The following is a 19,490-nucleotide window of genomic DNA, read 5'->3' as shown; positions in this document are numbered from 1 at the left end:
GTCATTCCCCGCCGCTGAAGATGACCATTTTTACCCCGCCCGTAAAGCGGATGGTCTTGCCGTTATTTTCCGCTTCCATGCCGTTGGACTGCAAAGTGCCGAGGGGGCCCTGGCCGTAAACCGGCGTATCGCTTTTCAAGGTACCGTGTTTCAGATCGATCGTCGCCGTTGCCGCGCGCACCCGGTAACCGAGATCGGAAAAGACCTTGATGTCTTCCCAAAGCTCGATCTCTTCCATATCCGTGTTGAGAAGCCCGTAGCGGGAGGAAAGAGAAAGCCATTCGCCGTCTTCGTTGAGAAGAAGGTCGGCTTCCACCCTTTCCAGCGTGATGCGGTTCGGATTGTCGGGCGCCTGGGTCGCCGTTTCCGCGATCACCGTATAGGGCCGGCCTTTATTGTCGACGCCGGTCATGCGCGGGCTGACCATGCGCCTGTCGTCGTCCACCGTCTCGATTTCCTTGAAGGTGATGGCAAGCTTGTCGCGGCTGTCGAAGGTGCCCGAGGCGACAAAGACCGAGATCACGATCAACACCGCGCCGATGGGCAAAAGCCATTTCATCAGCGAGACGAAGCGGCTGTAGCGACTGCGCGGCAGATGGTACGAAGAGGTGGTCATATTGCTCATGAAAAAGGCCCGCTTCCCATCCCAGAAGGCGCGCGTGAAGCTGAACGGAAGCTGAGGGCGCCCTTAATGAGCAAAAATATCCTCATCCGGCCAGCCTGCCAAATCCAGCGAGGCGCGCACAGGCAGAAAGGCGAAGCAGGCTTTGGCATATTCCATGCGCCCTTCGCGCTGCAGCATCATATCGAGCTTTTCCTTCAGCGCATGCAGATGCAGCACATCGGAGGCGGCATAGGCAAGCTGCGCCTCGCTCAGCTCGTCCGCGCCCCAGTCGGAGCTTTGCTGCTGTTTGGAGATTTCGATGCCCGCCAGCTCGCGCGCCAGATCCTTCAGCCCGTGCCGGTCCGTATAGGTGCGCACCAGTTTCGAGGCGATTTTCGTGCAGTAAATCGGCGCCGTCACGACCCCTAGATAGCGCTGCATCACCGCCACGTCGAAACGGGCGAAATGGAATATCTTCAGAACCGAAGGATCGTTCAAGAGCCGGCGCAGATTGGGGCAGTCATAGCGGCCCCGGTCCATCTGCACCACATGGGCGGTGCCGTCACCGGCGGAAAGCTGCACGAGGCAGAGCGGATCGCGGTGAGGATTGAGGCCGAGCGTTTCGGTGTCGATGGCGACCGATCCTTGAAACGTGACGCTGTCGGGAAGATCGCCTTTGTGGAGTGTAATGCTCATAAAGTCCCAGATGCTGGAAATATGCGTGCTGGCGCAAATCTGTGTAGGCAGGGCTTGGCCTGCCGCCGAGCCCATCGAATGCCCCGAACTTAATACGCTTCGCCGCCCGGCGCCATAAGCAAGCCGGGATTAATGCCGCCGGAAATGTCTGAAGACCGGTATTCGGGGAGGCCGGTTCATGACCGGCCGGATGGTGCCCAGGAGAAGACTCGAACTTCCACGCCCTTACGGGCACTAGCACCTGAAGCTAGCGCGTCTACCAATTCCGCCACCTGGGCTTAACCGGGGCACTGTTAGAGCCAGTTTCAGGTCTTGTCAATGGAGTGATTGGGCAAAGCGGCGAATTTGCGCATGGCGGGCCCAGGGCGCTTGCCCGCGGCTTTTCAGGCAAATGAGGCGGCGCGCACGCGGGCTCTGTACCGCGCCCGCCCCTTGCGCTATCAAGGGCGAGAATAGCGCCCGGCAGGGCCGAATGCGCGTAGCAAGCAAACACGTATCCAGCAAAAGAAGAGATAAGGCATGCGACAGGTTGAGCCCAACAAATTGATCACCGTTTTCGGCGGGTCGGGTTTTATCGGCCGCTATGTGGTGCAGCTTCTGGCGCAGAAGGGCTATAGGGTCCGCGTCGCCGTGCGCCGGCCCAATCTGGCGCTTTATTTGAAGCCTCTGGGCGATGTCGGCCAGATACAGCTTTTCCAGGCCAATATCCGCGATGCCGTCTCCTGCCGCGCGGCGCTTGAAGGGGCGGATGGCGTGGTCAATCTCGTCGGCATTCTGCATGAAGGCGGCGCGCAGCGTTTTGCGAGCGTCCAGGCCGCCGGTGCCGGGCTTATCGCCAAGCTCGCCGGCGAGGCGGGCATTCAGCGCTTCGTCCATGTCTCGGCCATCGGCGCGGATGAGGAAAGCGCCTCGGAATATGCGCGCACCAAGGCGCTGGGCGAGGAAGCGGTGCTCAAAGCGGTGCCCACGGCGACGATCCTGCGCCCCTCCATCGTTTTCGGCCCGGAAGATGATTTCTTCAACCGTTTCGCCGCCATGGCGCGCCTCAGCCCCGTGCTGCCTTTGATCGGCGGCGGCACGACCCGCTTTCAGCCCATTTATGTGAAAGACGTGGCATCGGCGATCCTGGCGGCGCTGGAAAATGAGGAGGCCCGCGGCAAGATTTACGAACTTGGGGGTCCGGAGGTTTTCAGCTTCAAGGAACTGATGGAGCGCATGCTGGAGGAAATCCGCCGCAAGCGCGTGCTCGTGACGCTGCCCTTCGGCCTTGCGAAGCTGATGGGCCGGGTAGCCGGGCTCCTGCCGAACCCGCCGCTCACCGCCGATCAGGTGGAGCTTTTGAAGAGGGATAATGTCGTCTCGGATGAAGCGCGCGAGGAAGAGCGCACTTTGGCCGCGCTCGGTGTGCCTGCGACCGGCCTTGATTCGGTGCTCAGCACCTATCTTTACCGCTTCCGCCGCACCGGCCAGTTCGAGCGCCGGGAAGCCTGACGGGCTTAATACCTGACGGGCTTAATAATAGATCCAGCCAAGCAGGACGGCGCCGAGCAGCAGCCGGTAGATGACGAAGGGCGTCAGCGTCATGTGCTCGAGCAGGCGCATGAAGGCGGCGATCGTGGCAAAAGCGGCGATCGCGGCAAGCCCGGCTGCAAGGGCCATGTCATAGCCGAGCGCCACATCGCCGAGCTGCACCACTTCATAAATGCTTGCGGCGGCTGCGCCGATAATGGTGGGAATGGAAAGCAGCATGGAAAAGCGCGCCGCGTCTTTACGCTCGTAGCCCAAAAACCGCGCCATGGACATGGTGACGCCCGCGCGGCTGGCGCCCGGGATGAGCGAGAAGACCTGCGCAATGCCGATGGCAAGCGCACCGCCCGTTTCCATATGTTCCAGCCGCTTGACGGTCATGCCGATCTTGTCGGTCGCGTAAAGCACGAGCGCGAAGAAAAGATTGGCCCAGGCAACGATCTCTGCCCCGCGCAGGGCGCTTACCATGCCCGAGCGAAGCACGAAGAAACCCGCGATAACGGCGGGCAGCGTGGCGATGATGAGAAACAGGGCAAGCCGCCCGTCCGGCGTCACCCGTCCGCGCAGCAGCAGGAAAAAGCCGACGATCATCTGCCAGACTTCGCGCCGGAAATAGGCGATGACGGCGATGAGCGTGCCCATATGCACGGCAATATCGATGAGAATGCCCTGGTCCGACCAGGAGGTCAGCTCGCCGATGAGATTGAGATGACCGGAGGAGCTGACCGGCAAAAACTCCGTAATTCCCTGCACAAGGGCAAGAACGATAAGCTGCTCTATGGACATGAGAAACGGTGTTCCGGACGTGGACAGATGCGCCAGCATATACCATCTCTTTTGCGCTTGGCCATGTGGGAAAGTGGCGTGGGCAGGTTAGGATTAATGGCTTTCATGCAAGGCCTGCAGGCGGGCGTGCCGGTTTGGCGGCGGCAGCGCGTCTGATATCCGTCACAGGATTGTTATAAGAGCCGCAGATAGATCGAAAGGTGAGGTCATGAATATCGGCAAGGTCGCAGAGCTGTCGGGCGTACCGGCCAAAACCATCCGCTATTATGAAAGTATCGGTCTGACGCTGCCTCCTGCCCGCTCTGAAAGCGGATACCGTACGTATGCAGAAGAAGACGTGCATATGCTCAAATTCGTGGCGCGCGCCCGCTCGCTCGGTTTTTCCATCGACGATTGCCGGGGGCTGCTTGCGCTTTATCGGGACAGGGGCCGGGCGAGCGCCGATGTGAAGCGCATTGCCGAGGAGCATATCGGCGAAATCGAGCGGAAAATTGCCGAACTGCAATCGATGCGCACCGTCTTGCGCCGGCTCGCCGAAAAATGCCATGGCGATGAGCGGCCCGATTGCCCCATTCTGGACGAGCTTTCCGGGTGAAACGCTCCTGAAACGTTCCTGGCTTCCGGCGCGCGCGGGGGCAGTGTACAAGTGCGCGCCCACAAGGTATGCCGGAACGGTAGCGATGCGGTTTTGAGGTGAGTTTTCATGGACCAGCTTTTTCATCTTCCCATTTCCCCCGCCTGCCGGAAGGTGCGTTTGGCGCTCGGCGAAAAGGGCCATGAAGTGGAACTGGTGGAAGAGCGCGACTGGGAAGGCCGGCGCGAGTTTCTGGCGCTTAATCCGGCAGGCGAGGTGCCGGTGCTGCTGGAGGAAAGTGGCCGGACGATCTGCGGGGCAACGCCGATCGTGGAATTTCTCGAAGACAGCGTGCCCGACCGCCCGCTTTTGCCGGGCGATGCTTATGCCCGCGCCGAAGCGCGCCGGCTTGCCGAGTGGTTCGACAAAAAATTCGCCGAAGAAGTCAGCCTGCCGCTCATCCATGAAAAAGTGACGAAGCGTTTCATGAGCGCGGTGGAAGGCGGCGGCTCGCCCGACATGGCGGTGGTGCGCGCCACGCTTTATAATGTGCGCTATCACCTCGATTATATTTCTTATTTGATGGAGGACCGGCGCTGGCTGGCAGGCGAGGCGATGAGCCTTGCCGATATTACCGCCGCCGCGCATCTGTCTTGTCTCGATTATATCGGCGATGTGCCCTGGTCGCAGTTTCCTCAAGCCAAGGAATGGTATGTGCGGCTGAAATCGCGCCCCTCCTTCCGCGCGCTGCTGGCCGATCATGTACCCGGCATGCCGCCGCCGCGCGTCTATGCCAATCTCGATTTTTGACGAATGCCATGACGACGCCTGCCCGCCCCGAAACGACAGAAGAAATGACCGGCGAAAAGAGCGCCGAACTTGTCCGGCGGATCGGGGAAGCGGCGCGCGAGGCAGGTTTCGATGCGGTGCGCCTGGTGCGCGCAGTAGATGTGCCCGACCGCACGGAGTTTTTGCGGGGCTGGGTCGGTGCGGGCCGGCATGGGGAAATGGGCTGGATGGAAGAAACGGCGGCCCGGCGCGGCCATCCTTCATCGCTCTGGCCGGATGTCAAAAGCATCATCGTGCTGGGTCAGAATTACGGGCCGGAAGAAAATCCGCTGCCCGATCTTGAAAAGAAAGAACAGGGCACGGTCTCCGTTTATGCCCGCCACAAGGATTATCACGACCTCATCAAGAAGCGGTTGAAACGCATCGCCCGCTGGCTTGTCGCGGAGACGGGCTGCGAGCTTAAAGTCTTCGTGGATACCGCCCCGGTGATGGAAAAGCCTTTAGCGGAAGCGGCAGGGCTTGGCTGGCAGGGCAAGCACACCAATCTCGTCTCGCGCGAATTCGGCTCCTGGCTCTTTTTAGGCTCGATCTTTACGACGCTGGACCTGCCCGCCGATGCGCCGGAAAAAGATCATTGCGGCTCTTGCCGCGCCTGTCTCGACATTTGCCCGACAAAGGCGTTTCCCGCCCCTTACGAGCTCGATGCGCGCCGCTGTATTTCCTACCTGACGATCGAGCATAAGGGGTCCATTCCGCTCGAATTCCGCAAAGCCATGGGCAATAGGATCTATGGCTGCGATGATTGTCTTGCGGCTTGTCCCTGGAACAAGTTTGCCGCGCAAACCGGTGAAGTTGCTTTTCATCCGCGTGGAGCGCTGAAAGCCCCGCTCCTCAGCGAGCTGATGGAACTGGACGATGCCGCGTTCCGGGAAATGTTTTCCGGCTCGCCCGTGAAGCGCATCGGGCGGAACCGTTTCTTGCGCAATGTGCTGATCGCGGCGGGCAATTCCGGCGCCCCTTCGTTACTCGCCCCCGTCCGCGCGCGGCTTGAAGATGACGCAAGCGAGGTGCGCGCCATGGCGGTCTGGGCGCTGGGCGAGCTGGCTCCGGCAGAAGAAATAAAGACGCTGAAAGCGCGCTACCTGCCGCATGAACGCGAAGAGGCGGTGCGCGCGGAATGGGCGCGTCTTGATTGATCAGTTCCCGCCGGTCCCGGCGCTTTCTTGTGTCACATCCATCCGTGCGAGATAGGCGCGGGCCGCTTCCGCCTCCGCGCTTTCTTCTTTCGCATTGGCCTGCACATAAAGCCAGTCTTTGCGCGCGCTGTCTTTGTCGCCCATTTCCTCGGCAATCAGCCCGCGCTCCAGTCTCAGAAGCAGCGGATCGGCCCCCGCGCTTTCGGCGGCGGCAATGTCGCGGCGGGCACTTTCCAGAGCGCCTGTCTGGCGTCCGGCTCTGGCCCGCAGCAAAAAGATTTCCCCTTCTTGCGGGGCAAGTTCGGCGGCGCGGTTGAGGTCGTCAATGGCAAGTTCCGCCTCGCCGCCCAGAAGATAAGCGCGCCCGCGCGCTGTCAGGAGCGCTGTGTTTTGAGGATCGATCTCGATCCCGGCGCCATAAGCGGCAATGGCGCGTTTGACGTCGCCATGTTTCAGCCAGCTTGCGCCTGCCTGCTGCAGAATGAGCGCGCGTTCTTGCGCCCCGCCCATATCCGAGCGCGCGGCAAGTTGCTCAAGGCGCGTTGCCGCTGCGTCGTAAAGCTCAAGTTTGGTGAGCGCCAGAATGCCGCAATGAAGCGCTGCCGCGCCGCCCCCTTCATCGCCCCAGCGCAAGGCATGGTCATAGGCGGTGTCCGCATCGCGCGCCACAAGCTCGACGCAGGCTTCATAAGGCCCGGCGTGAGCGGCGCTGGCGGTAAAAAACAGGAACAGGGCTGGAAGAAAAGGCAAAGAGCGCATAGGTCTGGTATCGTTGTTCGAGCAAAGCCCAAACGGGCAAGGAGAGTGAATGCCGCAAAAACGGCTTTTCTGTGTTGGCTTCGGTTTTAGCGCCGCGCATCTGGCGGGTCTTTTGCTGAAAGAAGGCTGGAGTGTAGCAGGCACTTGCCGCTCGCAGGAAAAGAAAGCCCGCCTTGAGAAAGACGGCATCGAGGCCTTTGTCTTTTCCCCCGATGAGCCGCTCAAGGCAGGCGCGCTGAAAGGCGCGACGCATCTTCTGGCCTCCGCCCCGCCGGAAGAAGCGGGCGATCCCTTTTTGCGCCGCCACGAAGAAATGGCGCTTGAGGCGGCCCAAAGCCTTGAATGGGCGGGCTATCTTTCCACCACCGGCGTTTACGGCGACCGGCAGGGAGGCTGGGTGGATGAGGAAAGTGCGCTCATGCCCGACACCGCGCGGGGCAAGAAGCGCCTGGCAGCCGAAAAAGACTGGCTGGCCTTCGGGGAAAAGAGCGGCGTGCCGGTTCAGCTCTTCCGTCTTGCCGGTATTTACGGACCCTACCGCAATCAGCTCACCTCGCTGAAAGAGGGAAAGGCCCGGCGCATCGTCAAGCCCGGCCAGGTTTTCTCGCGCATTCATGTGGAAGATATTGCGCGCATCCTCAAAGCCTCCATCGCCGCCCCTCATGCGGGCGCCGCTTACAATGTCTGCGATGATGAAGCCGCCCCGCCGCAGGATGTCATTGCCTATGCCGCAGAGCTTTTGGGCCGCGCACCGCCGCCCGAAATCCCTTTCGAGGATGCCGACCTCTCGCCTATGGCGCGCAGCTTTTATGAAGACAGCAAACGTGTCTCCAACCGGCGCATCAAGGAAGAGCTGGGCGTCACGCTGCGTTATCCCACCTACCGGGAAGGGCTGAAAGCGCTCCTGGATGCCGGGGCCTATTAGCCCGCGTTTTCCAGCACTTCTAGAATGTCATCGAGCGTGCGCTCCAGCCGGGCAATGTCGGCGGGTTCGGAAAGCCGGTGATCGCCGTTCTTCGACAGCGTCAGCACGATGTCCTCGCTTTCCAGCCTGTCCATGAGGCGCAGCACATGGGCATAAGGCACGTCCGGGTCCGCCATGCCTTGCAGAATGCGGATGGGGAAGGTGAGCGGAATGGGCCTGTCCAGCAGAAGATGATTGCGGCCTTCCTCGATCAGCTTCAGCGTGATTTCATTGGGCTCATCCGCATAAGGGGTGGGCTCGAGATAGAGGCCCTCTTCCAGCAGCGTCTTTTGAACCTCGGCCGGAAAGCTCTTCCACATCAGCTCTTCGGTGAAGTCGGGCGCGGGTGCGATCAGTACGAGGCCTTTGACTTTTTCCGGGCGGGCCAGCGCGGCCAGCAGCGCGATCCAGCCGCCCATGCTGGAACCGATCAGCACCTGCGGGCCTTGCGACAGCGCGTCGATGGCGGCCAGTGCGTCTTCCTTCCAGCGTCCGATCGTGCCTTCGCGGAAACGGCCGCTCGAGGCGCCATGGGCGAAATAATCGAACCTGAGATAATGCCGCCCGCGCGCTTTCGCATAAGCGGCAATCGCCTCGGCCTTGGTGCCCGTCATGTCCGATTTGAAACCGCCGAGCCAGGTCAGCCCGATGCGCCCCGGCGCAGGCATTTCTGGCGCTTCGATGAGATAGGCGATTTCCTCGCCGTCGGGCCGGGCAAGCTTGCGGGGCTGGGGAAGTTCGGTCATGGTGCACTCGTTTTGGAGGATTGTTGCGGGCCGCCACTTTGATCCTGGGGCTCTTCACTTAAATGAGAATAGAGGCGGGGATCAAGCCGCGCCCCCCGCGTGAAGGAAAACCCCGTGAAGGGAAACGCTGTGACATCTGTCTTTGAGGGGATAAAGCCGCCCACCGTCTTGCAGGTCGTGCCCGCGCTGGAAACGGGCGGCGCCGAGCGCACGGCGGTGGATATTGCCCGCGCGCTTGTCGAGGCAGGGGCAAAGGCGCTGGTCGCCAGCCGGGGCGGGCGCATGGTGGCCGAGCTCGAAGCGGCGGGCGCCACCCATATCGAGCTTGCCGTTCATTCCAAGAACCCTGTCGTCATGGCGCTGAATGTGGAGCGGTTGACCCGTCTTGCCGCCAAACACGGCGCGGATATCATTCACGCCCGCTCGCGCGCGCCTGCCTGGAGCGCCCTTGCCGCCGCGCGCCGCCTCCATCTTCCTTTCGTCACCACCTATCACAACAAGGTGCATGAAAGCCCGCGTCTTAAGGTCTTCTACAATTCCGTCATGACGCGCGGCGCGGTGGTGATCGCCAATTCCCATTTTACCGCCGAGCGCATCCGCAAGGTCCATGGCGAGGACCGTGCCCGCATTGTCACAGTGCCGCGCGGCATTGATATGGCCCGCTTCAACCCGGCGCGGATCGGTCCGGAACGGGTCAAAGCCATGCGCCTTTCCTGGCGCGTGGCCGAAGACGACACGGTGTTCCTGCTGCCCGCGCGCCTTACCCGCTGGAAGGGCCAGACCGTGGCGCTGGAAGCGCTGGCAAAACTGAAAAACATGTCCGATGCCCCGTTCCGCCTCGTCCTTGTGGGCGATGCGCAGGGGCGTGATGCCTATGAAGCCGAACTTGCCACCATGATTTCGCGGCTCGGGCTGCAGGATCATGCCCGCCTTGCAGGCCACTGCGAGGCGATGGAAGAGGCCTATGCGGCGGCCGACTTCGTTATCGCCCCCTCGCTCGAGGCCGAGCCTTTCGGGCGCACCCCTGTCGAGGCGCAGGCCATGGGCCGCCCGCCCATCGTCGCCGATCATGGCGGGGCGCGCGAAACGGTCATCACGGCGGAGGAAGATGCGCCGACAGGCTGGCGCGTGCCGCCGGGTGATGACGTTGCGCTGGCCGGGGCGATGCTGGAGGCATTGTTGCTCGACCCTCAAAGCCGCGCGGAGATGGCGGCGCGCGGCAAGGCGCATGTCGCCGCCCATTTCTCGCTCACCGCCATGGCGGCGGCCACACTGAAAATCTATGCCGGTCTGATGCGGCAAAAGCCTGAATGAGGGCGCCTGTCCTGCTCATCCGCTTGCGTCCCTGGCAGGACGTGGAGTGGGAGCGGGCGCGCGCAACGCTGGAGGCGGCCCACCCGGACACACCCTTCTGGCTCCTCAGCGCGGGGCAGCCGCTGCCTTCTTGGGCGGGGGCTTTCTTCCATGAAATCTGGCAGGACGGGGCCCCGCGCGGGCCGGGCCGCTGGCTCTCCTTGATGCGGCGGCTTTCCTGGGGCGGCTTTGCCGTGATTTATGACGGGGAGGGGCCTGAGGATGGAGCAGCGCAAATAAAACTCTGGCGCTTTTTGGTGCGCCCGGCGCCCGAATGGCGGGTTTTGAGGCTCTAAAACGGCGCAGAATAGGTCTTTTCCGGCACAGACGGGGACAAATCCGCAGCGCTCTTGCCGTTCCCCCCTTGATATCTTGACTTGCACTGACGAGCTCTTAATCCTAAAGACGGTCAACGACGGGCTCTCGGGGCACGCTGGGGTTTGGCGTTTTTCAAAATACGCCGCCCATTCCGGCCAACCGCCCCTCAAAGGTAAGACCCGCAAAACGAAGGAGGTTTTCATAGCTCGCAGACCCCTACCCGCGCAGCCGGCCCAGCAAGGCCCTCGTATCAACGAGGCGATCAAGGTGCCGGACGTCATGCTCATTGGCGCCGAAGGTGAAAAGCTCGGCGTCGTCCCCGTGGAAGAAGCGCTGAGACTGGCAGATGAAGCCGGCCTCGATCTCGTTGAGGTCGCGCCGACTTCGAAACCGCCTGTATGCAAGCTGCTGGACTACGGCAAGTTCAAGTTCCAGGCACAAAAGAAGGCTGCCGAAGCCCGCAAGAAACAGAAGACCGTCGAAGTCAAAGAAGTGAAGATGCGTCCTAACATCGACACCCATGACTATGAAGTGAAGATGCGCAACGTGAAGCGGTTCTTCGATGAAGGTGACAAGGTCAAGGTCACGCTGCGCTTCCGCGGCCGTGAAATGGCGCACCAGGATCTGGGCATGGCGCTTATGAACCGGGTGAAGGACGATGTGGAAGAGATCGCCAAGGTCGAACTGCATCCCAAGCTCGAAGGCCGCCAGATGATCATGGTTCTGGCGCCGCGCTAAGACGCGCCGGTGCTACGAAATGGAAGGGCCCGGCATTGCCGGGCCTTTGTATTTTGGGGCGAACGCCTTAAACGAGACGGGCTAGCCGGTCGGGCCGGTCGGTCAATATGGCGTCGACGCCGAGCGCCAGAAGCCGTTCCATCTCTTTTTCTTCGTCGACCGTCCAGCACGACACCTCAAGGCCGAGCGAGCGGGCAATGCCCATCGTCTCATCGGTTACATCGCCGTGCCAGGCAAACCAGCCATCGGCATTGCCGCGCGCAATGGCCTTGAGCAGTTTTTCGGCAAAACTTATCCCCTCTTCCTGGCGCCAGTCGCAGGCGCCGAAGAAATGCGCGCCTCTGGCCGAGGCCTCGCGGAACCAGCGGTCCTGCGGCGTGTCATTCACGCGGGAGGGATGCTCCGGGTCGATGCGGAAAAAGGGAATGGTGGTGAAGGCAGTGCGCGACGGGCCGATCTCCTGCGCCCGCAAGAGCGCCGGCCAGTCGAAGGAGACATAGGTCACCTGCGCCTCAAGCCCGTGTTCTTTCACAAGCGCGCAGGCCGCCTCGGCCAGGACGCGCGGGTCGGCGCCGTTTTCCGGTTCCTCAAGCTCGGTCTTCAGCTCGATATAAAGCTGAAAGCCGGGCCGCGCTGCGGTTTTGATCAACTCCAGAAGCTCGGCAAGGGCGGGGATTTTTTCGCCGTCCAGCGCTTCTTGCTCGGGATAATGGGCGGCGTAAGCCGAGCCCGGGCGCAGGCGCCCGACATCGAAGGCGCGCAGCTCCTCGAAACTCAAATCCTTCAGCCGCGCCGCCGGACGCGTCAGCCAATTGCCGTCCGGCCCGCGCGCGATCGCCGGTTTCAGCGTGCCGTCATGATGGATGGCCAGCACATTGTCGCGGGTCAGATGCACATCGATTTCGAAGCCGTCTACCATATCGAGCGCGCGGGTAAACGCGCCCATCGTGTTTTCCGGCCACAGCCCGCTGCCTCCGCGATGCGCGATCTTGAGCATGCTCTCTCCTGCCTTGAGCGGAAATTGTCTAAAATCCGGACGAGACTACTGCACGCGCAAGGCCCTGTCTTGAGGGTTTCGTGAAGATGAGTTTCGCGCCTAAGCTGTTATACTTATCGCCCTAACAAGGAAAGGCGGAGCGGGATGTCGGAAATGGGAATTCTTCTGCTGGTGCTGCTGGCGGGGGCGGGGCTCGCCTATCTCTGGTACACGAAAATCATCGCCCGCCGGAACACGGCGCTCGAGGCGCTGTCTTCCATCGATGTGCAATTGCGCAAGCGCCACGATCTCATTCCCAATCTCGTTGCCATGGCCAAAAGGTTCATGACCCATGAGCGCGAGCTTTTGGACCGGCTCACAGAGCAGCGCGCCAAGGCGGCAGAGCCTTATTCGAGAAACGATCCGCGTGCTATCGAGCGGCATCTGGCCGATGAGCAGGCATTGCAATCCTCGCTCGTGCGGGTGCTGGCGGTGGCCGAGAATTATCCCGATCTGAAATCCGACCGCACGGTAATGGAAGTGCAGGCGGGGCTGGAAGAGGTGGAAGGCCATATCGCCGCCGCCCGCCGCTTTTACAATGCCGCGGTCACCGATCTGAACAATTCCGTGCAAATCTTTCCCGGCAACATCATTGCCGGCTGGGCCAAGGTCGAGCCCATGCCCTATTTCGAGCTTGAGGAGACCGCCATGCGCGCGCCGGTCGATGTCGGCGCCCTGATGGACAAGCCGTAAGGGATCGAGGCGTATGTCGCACGTCCCCGAACTTGCAGAGCTCGATGCGTTTTACGAGGCGGAGCTGCGCCCCTGGCTGATGGAGTTCGAAAAGAAGCGGCGGCTTTATCTGGCCATCGCGGCAGGCGGCATTCTGCTGGCGGCGCTGCCCATTGCCGGGCTTATCTGGCTCGGCTGGCAGGAATACGTGCTCTTCGTTTCCTTCGTCACATTCGTTGCGGCCATCGCGCCGCTCGTCTTTCTGGGCAAGAAAATCGAAAAGGAACTCCTCGCCCGGATTTGCGGGAAACTGGATTTCGCGCTCGACCCGAAAGCCGGCGCCATGTCCATCCAGCCTTTCTCCTCGCTCTCGCTCGTCCCTTCATACGATACGTGCAGCCTCGATAATGCGATCCGCGGCAAGATCGATGAGGTGCCCTTCGAGCTGTGCGAAAGCCATTTGCAGGAGCGGCGGCGCAATTCCAAAGGCCGCACTTATTACGTCACCGTTTTTCAGGGCCTTGTGGGGAGCGCGCAATTTCCCAAACGCTTTCACGGCACGACAATCGTGCGCCGCGACGGCGGTTTTCTCGCCTCGCTCTTTTCCTCCGGCAAGGGAGAGCGGGTAAAACTGGAAGATCCGGATTTCGAAAAACGTTTCGATGTTTTCTCCGACGATCAGGTGGAGGCGCGCTATCTGCTCACCCCCGGTTTCATGGAACGGGTGAAACGGCTCGATGATCTGTCGGACGGGGCGGCGCGCCTTGCTTTTGAGGGCGGCCGGCTTCTTTTTGCCATTGGCGGCGGCGACCGCTTCACTGTCTCGCTTTTCAAGAATATGGGCGAGATCGCGCATTTCCGGCGGATGATGGCGGATTTCGCGCTGATTTTCGGCATTGTCCGCGAGCTCAATCTCGCCGCGAAAACCCGCCTTTAAGCCCGCCTCCCGCTAAGACGGTTGCGAAGCCGCACCCCTTTGCTAGGCTTCTTCTCATAAAAATATAATGAGGCCACAAAAATAACAAAGGGAGGAGAGGCCGATGAGATTCGGTGTGTTTTACGAGCTGCAATTGCCCAAGCCTTGGAAAGAGGGTGATGAGCACCGTCTGTTCCATGAGGCGCTCGATCAGGTGGTGCTCGCCGACAAGCTGGGCTTCGATTATGCCTGGGAAGTCGAGCATCATTTTCTCGATGAATATTCCCATTCCAGCGCGCCGGAAGTCTTTCTCGCCTGCGCCGCGGCGAAGACCGAGAATATCCGCCTCGGCCACGGCATCCGCCAGGTGATCCCGAATTACAATCATCCCGCCCGCACCGCCGAAAGTGTGGCGACGCTCGATCTCATGTCGAGCGGGCGCGTGCAGCTCGGGATCGGCGAAGGGGCGACGCGGCTCGAGCTTGGGGGCTTCGGCATTCCGGCGAAGGAAAAGCGCGCCATGTCGCTGGAGGCGGCCGAGCAGATCGCCAATATGATGGTGCTCGATCCTTATCCCGGTTTCGAGGGCAAGTATTTCTCCATGCCCTGCCGCAATGTGCTGCCCAAGCCCTATCAAAAGCCGCACCCGCCCATGTGGATGGCCTGCACGAACCGCGACACGATCCGCGTGGCCGCTTCGCTCGGTCTTGGCGCGCTTGCTTTCTCTTTCGTCGATCCGGAAGAGGCGAAACATTGGGCCGATATTTATTACGGCATCATCAAGTCCGAGGACTGCGTGCCGCTTGGCCATACGGTGAACGCCAATATCGCGCTCGTTTCCAATTTTTCGCTCCATCATGACCGCGCCGAAGCGATCCGCCGGGGCCATGAAGGCTTCGAGTTTTTCGGCTATGCGCTCGCCGCCCTCGTGACGCAGGACTGCAAGCCCGGCCGCACCGATATGTGGGGCGATTATCTCAAACAGCGCGGCAACCGCACCGAAGAGGTGATCGAGGCGGCCAAAGGCGCGTATGAGGCGAACGGCATCGGCACGCCGGAGGATATGCGCGCCCATTTGAAGAAGTTGCAGGAAGCCGGCGTCGATCAGGTGATCTTCATGCAGCAGGCCGGGCGCAACCAGCATGCCCATATCTGCGAATCGCTGGAGCTTTTTGCCGCCGAGGTGATGCCCGAGTTTCAGGCGGAGCGGGCGGCCCGCGAGCAGGCCAAACAGGAAGAGCTTGCCCCTTACATCGAGGCGGCCCTGAAACGGAAAAACTGGATGAAGCCGCTTAGCGATGAGGAAATCCCCATCGTGCCCGCCGCCGTGCCCAAACCTCTCGTCAATCAAACCAAGGCGGCGGAATAACCCTCCGGCGTAAAGGGACAAAACCTCAAGGCTTTTCCGGCCTTGAGGGGCCTCTGTTCGGCCGGGGCCTGCCGGAGCCCGCTTGACCTTTGGGGCGGAATGCGTATAACGCATGTCTTTCTGGGGCCGTCCGGCGTAAAGGGCATGCCGTGTCGGTCCAAAATGCCAAAAGAGCTGCATCTACAGGTACTTAGGTGCCTTTTCTTCAGCGGATGCAGCCGGCCACACGACCAAGGAGAGCAAAATGCCCAAGTTGAAGACGAAGTCTGGCGCCAAAAAGCGCTTCAAGCTGACGGGGTCGGGCAAGGTTGTCCGCACCCAGGCCGGCAAACAGCACGGCATGATCAAGCGTTCCAACACTCAAATCCGCAACCAGCGTGGCACGGCGATCGCCGACGACACGAATTCGCGGATGATCAAAAAATTCTTGCCCTACGGCTAAGGTGAAGGAGCTCTGACATGTCACGTGTGAAAAGAGGCGTTACGGCGCATGCGCGCCACCGCAAAATCGTAAAAGCCGCGAAGGGCTATTATGGCCGCCGGAAGAATACCTTCCGCACCGCCAACCAGGCTGTCGAAAAAGCCGGGCAATACGCCTATCGCGACCGGCGCACCCGCAAGCGCAATTTCCGCGCGCTCTGGATTCAGCGCATCAATGCGGCCGTCCGCGAGCATGGTTTGACCTATGGCCGATTTATCAACGGTCTCGGGAAAGCCGGCGTCGAGGTCGACCGCAAGGTTCTGTCCGACCTCGCCATCCGCGAGCCCGAGGCTTTCAAGGCACTGGTCGATCAGGCGGCAGCGGCGCTGAAGTAAGCGCACCAATTCGAACGACGCGAAACCCCGCGGCGTCTCCCGCCAGGCCTTCGGCCGGCGAAGATGCGTGCGGGGTTTTGTGTTTTGAGCGAGCGCGAAAGCAGAGTGTGACATGAGCGATCTGAAAAAGCTTGAAGACGAGATTCTGGCAAGCGTGGCGGCGGCTGAGAGCGAAAAGGCTCTCGAGGATGTGCGCGTCGCGGCCTTGGGCAAAAAGGGCACGATTTCCGAGCAGCTGAAAGGCCTCGGCAAGATGAGCCCGGAAGAGCGCAAGGAAATGGGCCCGGCGCTGAACGGCCTGAAAGACCGGGTGGGCGAGGCGATCGCCCGGCGCAAGGAAGCGCTTCATGAGGCAGCGCTCGAAGCGCGCCTTGCCTCCGAGGGGGTGGATGTGACGCTGCCGGTGCGCGAAAGCGCGCTCGGGGCCGGGCGCATTCATCCGATTTCGCAAGTCTTTGATGAAATCACCGCGATCTTCGGCGATATGGGCTTTTCCGTCGAAGAGGGGCCGGATATCGAAACCGACTATTACAATTTCGAGGCGCTGAATTTCCCCGAAGGGCACCCGGCGCGCGAAATGCACGACACGTTCTATTTCCATGAGAAAGAGGACGGTTCGCGCCCGCTCTTACGCACGCATACAAGCCCCGTGCAGGTGCGCACGATGGAGAAGGGCAAACCGCCCTTCCGTTTCATCGCGCCGGGCCGCACCTTCCGCTGTGACAGCGATCAGACCCATACACCGCAATTCCACCAGGTCGAAGGGCTCGTCATCGATGAGGAAACCAATCTCGGTCATTTGAAATGGACGCTGGAAACTTTTCTCGGCGCCTTTTTCGAAACCGGCAAGGTGGAGCTGCGCTTCCGCCCGTCTTTCTTCCCGTTCACCGAGCCTTCCATGGAAGTCGATGTGCGCTGCGCGCGCGCCGGCGGGGAAATCCGCATCGGGGAAGGCGACGATTGGCTGGAAATTCTCGGCTGCGGCATGGTCCATCCGAATGTGCTTAGCGCCTCGGGTATCGACCCTGAGCGCTATCAGGGCTTTGCCTTCGGCATGGGGATCGACCGCCTTGCCATGCTCAAATACGGCATTCCGGACCTGCGCGCCTTTTTCGAAGCGGATCTGCGCTGGCTGAAACATTACGGATTTGCCGCACTCGATGTACCGACACTCGACGGGGGGATCTCGTCATGAAGTTCACGCTTTCCTGGCTGAAAGATCATCTGGAAACGGAGGCAAGCCTCGAAGAGATCGTCGAAAAGCTCACCATGATCGGCCTTGAGGTCGAAGGGGTGGACGATCCGGCCGAGCGCCTTGCGCCCTTCTCCGTCGCGCGCATTCTGGAAGCGGGGCCGCACCCCGATGCCGACAAGCTGAAGCTGTGTAAAGTGGAAGCGCTGGTCGGCGGCAAGCGCGATGTCTTGCAGGTTGTCTGCGGCGCGCCCAATGCCAAGACCGGCCTTCTCGGTATTTTCGCGCCGCCCGGCGCCACCATTCCGGCAAACGGCATGGTGCTGAAGCCGACGAAAATCCGCGGCGTGGAATCGAACGGCATGATGTGTTCCGAGCGCGAGTTGGAACTCTCCGACGAGCATTCCGGCATTATCGAGCTTGACGGCGAATTCGAGATCGGCACGCCGGCAGCGGATGTGCTCGGGCAGAACGATCCGGTGATCGAAATTGCGATCACGCCGAACCGTCCCGACTGTCTCGGCGTTTACGGCGTGGCGCGTGATCTTGCCGCCGCCGGTCTTGGCACGTTGAAGACGCCGGAAGCGCCCCTCATCGAAGGCGCTTTCGAAAGCCCGGTGAAGATCGAAATCGATGCGCCCGACGCCTGTCCGCATTTCACGGGCCGCATGGTGCGCGGCGTGAAAAACGGCGCCTCGCCCGCGTGGATGCAAAAGCGCCTCGCCGCCATCGGTCTGCGCCCCATCAACGCGCTGGTCGATATCACCAATTACATTTCCTATGACCGGGGCCGCCCGCTGCATGTTTATGACGCGGCAAAGCTCACCGGCAATATCCGCGCCCGGCTCGGCAAAGGGGAAACTTTCCTCGCGCTCGACGGCAAGGAATATGAGGCAGGTACCGCCATGTGCGTCATCGCCGATGACAAGGCGGTGCTTGGCTTTGGCGGCATCATGGGCGGTGAACATTCCGGCTCGACGGAGGAAACAACCGACGTCTTCATCGAAAGCGCTTATTTCGATCCGATGCGCACCGCCGCGACGGGCCGCAAGACCGGTATCAATTCCGATGCCCGTTACCGCTTCGAGCGCGGCGTCGATCCGGCTTTCGTGGAAGAAGGCTGCGACCTTGCCGCAAAAATGATCGTGGAGATTTGCGGCGGCGAGGTCTCGAAACTTGAAAGCGCAGGCGTGCCCGCAACCGAAGAGAAGACGATCACCTTCAACCCCGCGCGGGTGGAACGGCTCACGGGTCTGAAACTCGAAGAAGCGGAGATCAAAACCATTCTGGAAAAACTCGGCTTCAAGGTGACAGGCGCGGCGCCTGCGCTTTCCGTGGCCGTGCCGTCCTGGCGGCCCGATATTTTCGGCGAAGCGGACCTTGTGGAAGAAGTGGTGCGTATCCACGGGCTGAATGAAGTGCGCTCGCAGGCTCTGCCGCGCCGCTTCGATGTGGCCCCTGCCGTGCTCACCATCGGCCAGAAGCGCACGCGCCAGGCGCGCCGGGCACTGGCTGCGCGCGGGCTCGTGGAAGCCGTCACCTGGTCTTTCATTCCCAAGGAACAGGCGCTGATTTTCGGCGGCGGGGCAAAAGCGCTCGAGCTTGCCAATCCCATCTCGAGCGAGATGAGCGACATGCGCCCGAGCCTGTTGCCGGGCCTCATTGCCGCCGCCGGGCGCAATCTTGCCCGCGGGCTCGGTGCGGCGGCGCTTTTCGAAGTCGGCCAGCATTATGAAGGCGAAGCGCCCTCCGATCAAAAGCGCGTCGCCGCCGGCATCCGCCAGGGCACGATGAAGCCGGCAGGCGGCGGGCGGCACTGGCAGGGGAGCGCGGGCAAGGTCGATGTTTTCGACGCCAAGGCCGATGCGCTGGCGCTGCTTGAAGCCTTGGGCGCGCCCGCGGCCAATCTGCAGGTCTTTGCCGAGGCCCCGCTCTGGTATCACCCGGGCCGTTCCGGCGAGCTGCGTCTCGGGCCGAAAAACGTTATTGCCCGTTTCGGCGAGCTGCATCCGCGTGTTCTCGACAAGATGGATGTAGCCGGACCCATCGTCGGCTTCGAGGTCTTTCTGGATGCGATCCCGCAGCCCAAGGCCAAGCCCACCAAGACGAAACCGGCTCTGGCGCTCTCCGATCTTCAGCCGCTCACCCGCGACTTTGCCTTCGTGGTGGACCGGGGCGTGAGCGCGGACAGCCTGATCAAGGCGGCGCGCGGCGCGGAAAAGGCGCTGATCACGGAAGTGACGCTGTTCGATGTGTTCGAAGGCGGCAATCTGGGCGAGGAGAAAAAATCGCTCGCCATCGAAGTGACCTTGCAGCCGAAAGACAAGACGCTGACAGACGAGGAAATCGACGCGGTGAGCGCCCGCATCATCGCCTCTGTGGAAAAGGCGACAGGCGGCGCGTTGCGCGGCTAAAGCTCAGGCGTTTGCGAAAACAAAA

Annotated in this window: 21 protein-coding genes and 1 tRNA gene; 15 read left to right on the top strand and 7 right to left on the bottom strand. The window is 61.4% G+C overall.

The window, feature by feature from the left end; genetic code table 11:
• Position 1: 1 nt before the first annotated feature.
• The 3 genes from lptC to M2A_RS09330 form a co-directional block, all read right to left on the bottom strand.
• A complete protein-coding gene (lptC, locus tag M2A_RS09340; RefSeq protein ID WP_045446209.1) occupies positions 2-625 on the bottom strand; it encodes an LPS export ABC transporter periplasmic protein LptC in 624 nt (207 codons plus the stop codon).
• Between the two features lie 63 nt (positions 626-688).
• Positions 689-1,300 carry a ribonuclease D gene (locus tag M2A_RS09335; RefSeq protein ID WP_045446318.1) on the bottom strand — a complete coding sequence of 204 codons (612 nt, stop codon included), beginning with the start codon at positions 1,298-1,300 and terminating at the stop codon, positions 689-691.
• 191 nt (positions 1,301-1,491) lie between these two features.
• Positions 1,492-1,578: transfer RNA gene (locus M2A_RS09330), tRNA-Leu, on the bottom strand.
• Between the two features lie 241 nt (positions 1,579-1,819).
• Between M2A_RS09330 and M2A_RS09325 the strand changes: the two genes are divergently transcribed.
• Positions 1,820-2,791 carry a complex I NDUFA9 subunit family protein gene (locus M2A_RS09325; RefSeq protein ID WP_045446206.1) on the top strand — a complete coding sequence of 324 codons (972 nt, stop codon included), beginning with the start codon at positions 1,820-1,822 and terminating at the stop codon, positions 2,789-2,791.
• A 21-nt stretch (positions 2,792-2,812) separates the two neighbouring features.
• On the opposite strand, the gene M2A_RS09320 is transcribed toward M2A_RS09325, so the two are convergent.
• Positions 2,813-3,652 carry an undecaprenyl-diphosphate phosphatase gene (locus tag M2A_RS09320; RefSeq protein ID WP_197052889.1) on the bottom strand — a complete coding sequence of 280 codons (840 nt, stop codon included), beginning with the start codon at positions 3,650-3,652 and terminating at the stop codon, positions 2,813-2,815.
• A gap of 169 nt (positions 3,653-3,821) precedes the next feature.
• Here M2A_RS09320 and cueR point away from each other — a divergent pair, with 169 nt between their 5' ends.
• The 3 genes from cueR (at position 3,822) to queG (ending at position 6,172) form a co-directional block, all read left to right on the top strand.
• A complete protein-coding gene (cueR, locus tag M2A_RS09315) occupies positions 3,822-4,208 on the top strand; it encodes a Cu(I)-responsive transcriptional regulator (protein ID WP_045446203.1) in 387 nt (128 codons plus the stop codon).
• A 108-nt stretch (positions 4,209-4,316) separates the two neighbouring features.
• A complete protein-coding gene (locus M2A_RS09310) occupies positions 4,317-4,997 on the top strand; it encodes a glutathione S-transferase family protein (protein WP_045446200.1) in 681 nt (226 codons plus the stop codon).
• Positions 4,998-5,005: 8 nt separating this feature from the next.
• Entirely contained in the window at positions 5,006-6,172 is a 1,167-nt protein-coding gene (gene queG, locus M2A_RS09305; RefSeq protein ID WP_045446312.1) for a tRNA epoxyqueuosine(34) reductase QueG, read from the top strand.
• On the opposite strand, the gene M2A_RS09300 is transcribed toward queG, so the two are convergent.
• Positions 6,173-6,931 (bottom strand): tetratricopeptide repeat protein, encoded by a 759-nt coding sequence (locus tag M2A_RS09300; protein WP_045446197.1) that lies wholly within the window; start codon positions 6,929-6,931, stop codon positions 6,173-6,175.
• A gap of 49 nt (positions 6,932-6,980) precedes the next feature.
• On the opposite strand from M2A_RS09300, the gene M2A_RS09295 reads away from it, so the two are divergent.
• Positions 6,981-7,856, top strand: coding sequence for an SDR family oxidoreductase (locus tag M2A_RS09295; RefSeq protein ID WP_045446194.1), 876 nt, complete (start codon positions 6,981-6,983; stop codon positions 7,854-7,856).
• On the opposite strand, the gene M2A_RS09290 is transcribed toward M2A_RS09295, so the two are convergent.
• A complete protein-coding gene (locus M2A_RS09290; RefSeq protein WP_045446191.1) occupies positions 7,853-8,641 on the bottom strand; it encodes an alpha/beta hydrolase in 789 nt (262 codons plus the stop codon). The two genes, M2A_RS09295 and M2A_RS09290, sit on opposite strands and share 4 nt — an antisense overlap.
• Before the next feature lie 129 nt (positions 8,642-8,770).
• Here M2A_RS09290 and M2A_RS09285 point away from each other — a divergent pair, with 129 nt between their 5' ends.
• From M2A_RS09285 to infC, 3 genes are all read left to right on the top strand, one after another.
• A complete protein-coding gene (locus M2A_RS09285) occupies positions 8,771-9,955 on the top strand; it encodes a glycosyltransferase family 4 protein (RefSeq protein ID WP_081875529.1) in 1,185 nt (394 codons plus the stop codon).
• Positions 9,952-10,290 carry a hypothetical protein gene (locus tag M2A_RS09280; protein ID WP_045446188.1) on the top strand — a complete coding sequence of 113 codons (339 nt, stop codon included), beginning with the start codon at positions 9,952-9,954 and terminating at the stop codon, positions 10,288-10,290. Before M2A_RS09285 ends, M2A_RS09280 begins: the two co-directional genes overlap by 4 nt.
• Positions 10,291-10,513: 223 nt before the next feature.
• Positions 10,514-11,050, top strand: coding sequence for a translation initiation factor IF-3 (infC, locus tag M2A_RS09275; protein WP_081875528.1), 537 nt, complete (start codon positions 10,514-10,516; stop codon positions 11,048-11,050).
• A 67-nt stretch (positions 11,051-11,117) separates the two neighbouring features.
• On the opposite strand, the gene M2A_RS09270 is transcribed toward infC, so the two are convergent.
• Entirely contained in the window at positions 11,118-12,047 is a 930-nt protein-coding gene (locus M2A_RS09270; RefSeq protein ID WP_045446181.1) for a glycerophosphodiester phosphodiesterase family protein, read from the bottom strand.
• Between the two features lie 153 nt (positions 12,048-12,200).
• Between M2A_RS09270 and M2A_RS09265 the strand changes: the two genes are divergently transcribed.
• From M2A_RS09265 to pheT, 7 genes are all read left to right on the top strand, one after another.
• Positions 12,201-12,779, top strand: a complete 579-nt coding sequence (locus tag M2A_RS09265) for a LemA family protein (protein ID WP_045446306.1) — start codon at positions 12,201-12,203, stop codon at positions 12,777-12,779.
• Positions 12,780-12,792: 13 nt separating this feature from the next.
• Complete coding sequence (locus M2A_RS09260; protein WP_052379360.1) at positions 12,793-13,695, top strand: DUF3137 domain-containing protein; 903 nt, start codon at positions 12,793-12,795, stop codon at positions 13,693-13,695.
• Positions 13,696-13,798: 103 nt separating this feature from the next.
• On the top strand, positions 13,799-15,043 hold the full coding sequence (locus M2A_RS09255; RefSeq protein WP_045446178.1) for an LLM class flavin-dependent oxidoreductase: 1,245 nt from the start codon (positions 13,799-13,801) through the stop codon (positions 15,041-15,043).
• 244 nt (positions 15,044-15,287) lie between these two features.
• Complete coding sequence (gene rpmI / locus M2A_RS09250; protein ID WP_045446175.1) at positions 15,288-15,485, top strand: 50S ribosomal protein L35; 198 nt, start codon at positions 15,288-15,290, stop codon at positions 15,483-15,485.
• A 17-nt stretch (positions 15,486-15,502) separates the two neighbouring features.
• The gene (gene rplT / locus M2A_RS09245) at positions 15,503-15,859 is read left to right on the top strand and encodes a 50S ribosomal protein L20 (RefSeq protein WP_045446172.1); all 357 of its coding nucleotides are present in this window, start codon (positions 15,503-15,505) and stop codon (positions 15,857-15,859) included.
• 112 nt (positions 15,860-15,971) lie between these two features.
• Complete coding sequence (gene pheS / locus M2A_RS09240) at positions 15,972-17,054, top strand: phenylalanine--tRNA ligase subunit alpha (protein WP_045446169.1); 1,083 nt, start codon at positions 15,972-15,974, stop codon at positions 17,052-17,054.
• Positions 17,051-19,465 (top strand): phenylalanine--tRNA ligase subunit beta, encoded by a 2,415-nt coding sequence (pheT, locus tag M2A_RS09235; protein ID WP_045446167.1) that lies wholly within the window; start codon positions 17,051-17,053, stop codon positions 19,463-19,465. Before pheS ends, pheT begins: the two co-directional genes overlap by 4 nt.
• Positions 19,466-19,490 lie beyond the last annotated feature (25 nt).

The organism is Tepidicaulis marinus (genome assembly GCF_000739695.1).
Taxonomy (GTDB): domain Bacteria; phylum Pseudomonadota; class Alphaproteobacteria; order Parvibaculales; family Parvibaculaceae; genus Tepidicaulis; species Tepidicaulis marinus.
Note: the sequence above shows the minus strand (reverse complement) of the source record. Positions and strands in the feature narration are given on the sequence as shown.

Bases quoted from the DNA above. Each gene is read 5' to 3' on its own strand.
- M2A_RS09280 (WP_045446188.1), top strand. From the start codon at position 9,952: ATGAGGGCGCCTGTCCTGCTCATCCGCTTGCGTCCCTGGCAGGACGTG.
- queG (WP_045446312.1), top strand. From the start codon at position 5,006: ATGACGACGCCTGCCCGCCCCGAAACGACAGAAGAAATGACCGGCGAA.
- M2A_RS09260 (WP_052379360.1), top strand. From the start codon at position 12,793: ATGTCGCACGTCCCCGAACTTGCAGAGCTCGATGCGTTTTACGAGGCG.
- rpmI (WP_045446175.1), top strand. From the start codon at position 15,288: ATGCCCAAGTTGAAGACGAAGTCTGGCGCCAAAAAGCGCTTCAAGCTG.
- M2A_RS09290 (WP_045446191.1), bottom strand. From the start codon at position 8,641: ATGACCGAACTTCCCCAGCCCCGCAAGCTTGCCCGGCCCGACGGCGAG.
- rplT (WP_045446172.1), top strand. From the start codon at position 15,503: ATGTCACGTGTGAAAAGAGGCGTTACGGCGCATGCGCGCCACCGCAAA.
- M2A_RS09295 (WP_045446194.1), top strand. From the start codon at position 6,981: ATGCCGCAAAAACGGCTTTTCTGTGTTGGCTTCGGTTTTAGCGCCGCG.
- cueR (WP_045446203.1), top strand. From the start codon at position 3,822: ATGAATATCGGCAAGGTCGCAGAGCTGTCGGGCGTACCGGCCAAAACC.
- M2A_RS09310 (WP_045446200.1), top strand. From the start codon at position 4,317: ATGGACCAGCTTTTTCATCTTCCCATTTCCCCCGCCTGCCGGAAGGTG.
- M2A_RS09325 (WP_045446206.1), top strand. From the start codon at position 1,820: ATGCGACAGGTTGAGCCCAACAAATTGATCACCGTTTTCGGCGGGTCG.
- pheS (WP_045446169.1), top strand. From the start codon at position 15,972: ATGAGCGATCTGAAAAAGCTTGAAGACGAGATTCTGGCAAGCGTGGCG.
- M2A_RS09300 (WP_045446197.1), bottom strand. From the start codon at position 6,931: ATGCGCTCTTTGCCTTTTCTTCCAGCCCTGTTCCTGTTTTTTACCGCC.
- lptC (WP_045446209.1), bottom strand. From the start codon at position 625: ATGAGCAATATGACCACCTCTTCGTACCATCTGCCGCGCAGTCGCTAC.
- pheT (WP_045446167.1), top strand. From the start codon at position 17,051: ATGAAGTTCACGCTTTCCTGGCTGAAAGATCATCTGGAAACGGAGGCA.
- M2A_RS09255 (WP_045446178.1), top strand. From the start codon at position 13,799: ATGAGATTCGGTGTGTTTTACGAGCTGCAATTGCCCAAGCCTTGGAAA.
- M2A_RS09265 (WP_045446306.1), top strand. From the start codon at position 12,201: ATGGGAATTCTTCTGCTGGTGCTGCTGGCGGGGGCGGGGCTCGCCTAT.
- M2A_RS09320 (WP_197052889.1), bottom strand. From the start codon at position 3,652: ATGCTGGCGCATCTGTCCACGTCCGGAACACCGTTTCTCATGTCCATA.
- M2A_RS09270 (WP_045446181.1), bottom strand. From the start codon at position 12,047: ATGCTCAAGATCGCGCATCGCGGAGGCAGCGGGCTGTGGCCGGAAAAC.
- M2A_RS09335 (WP_045446318.1), bottom strand. From the start codon at position 1,300: ATGAGCATTACACTCCACAAAGGCGATCTTCCCGACAGCGTCACGTTT.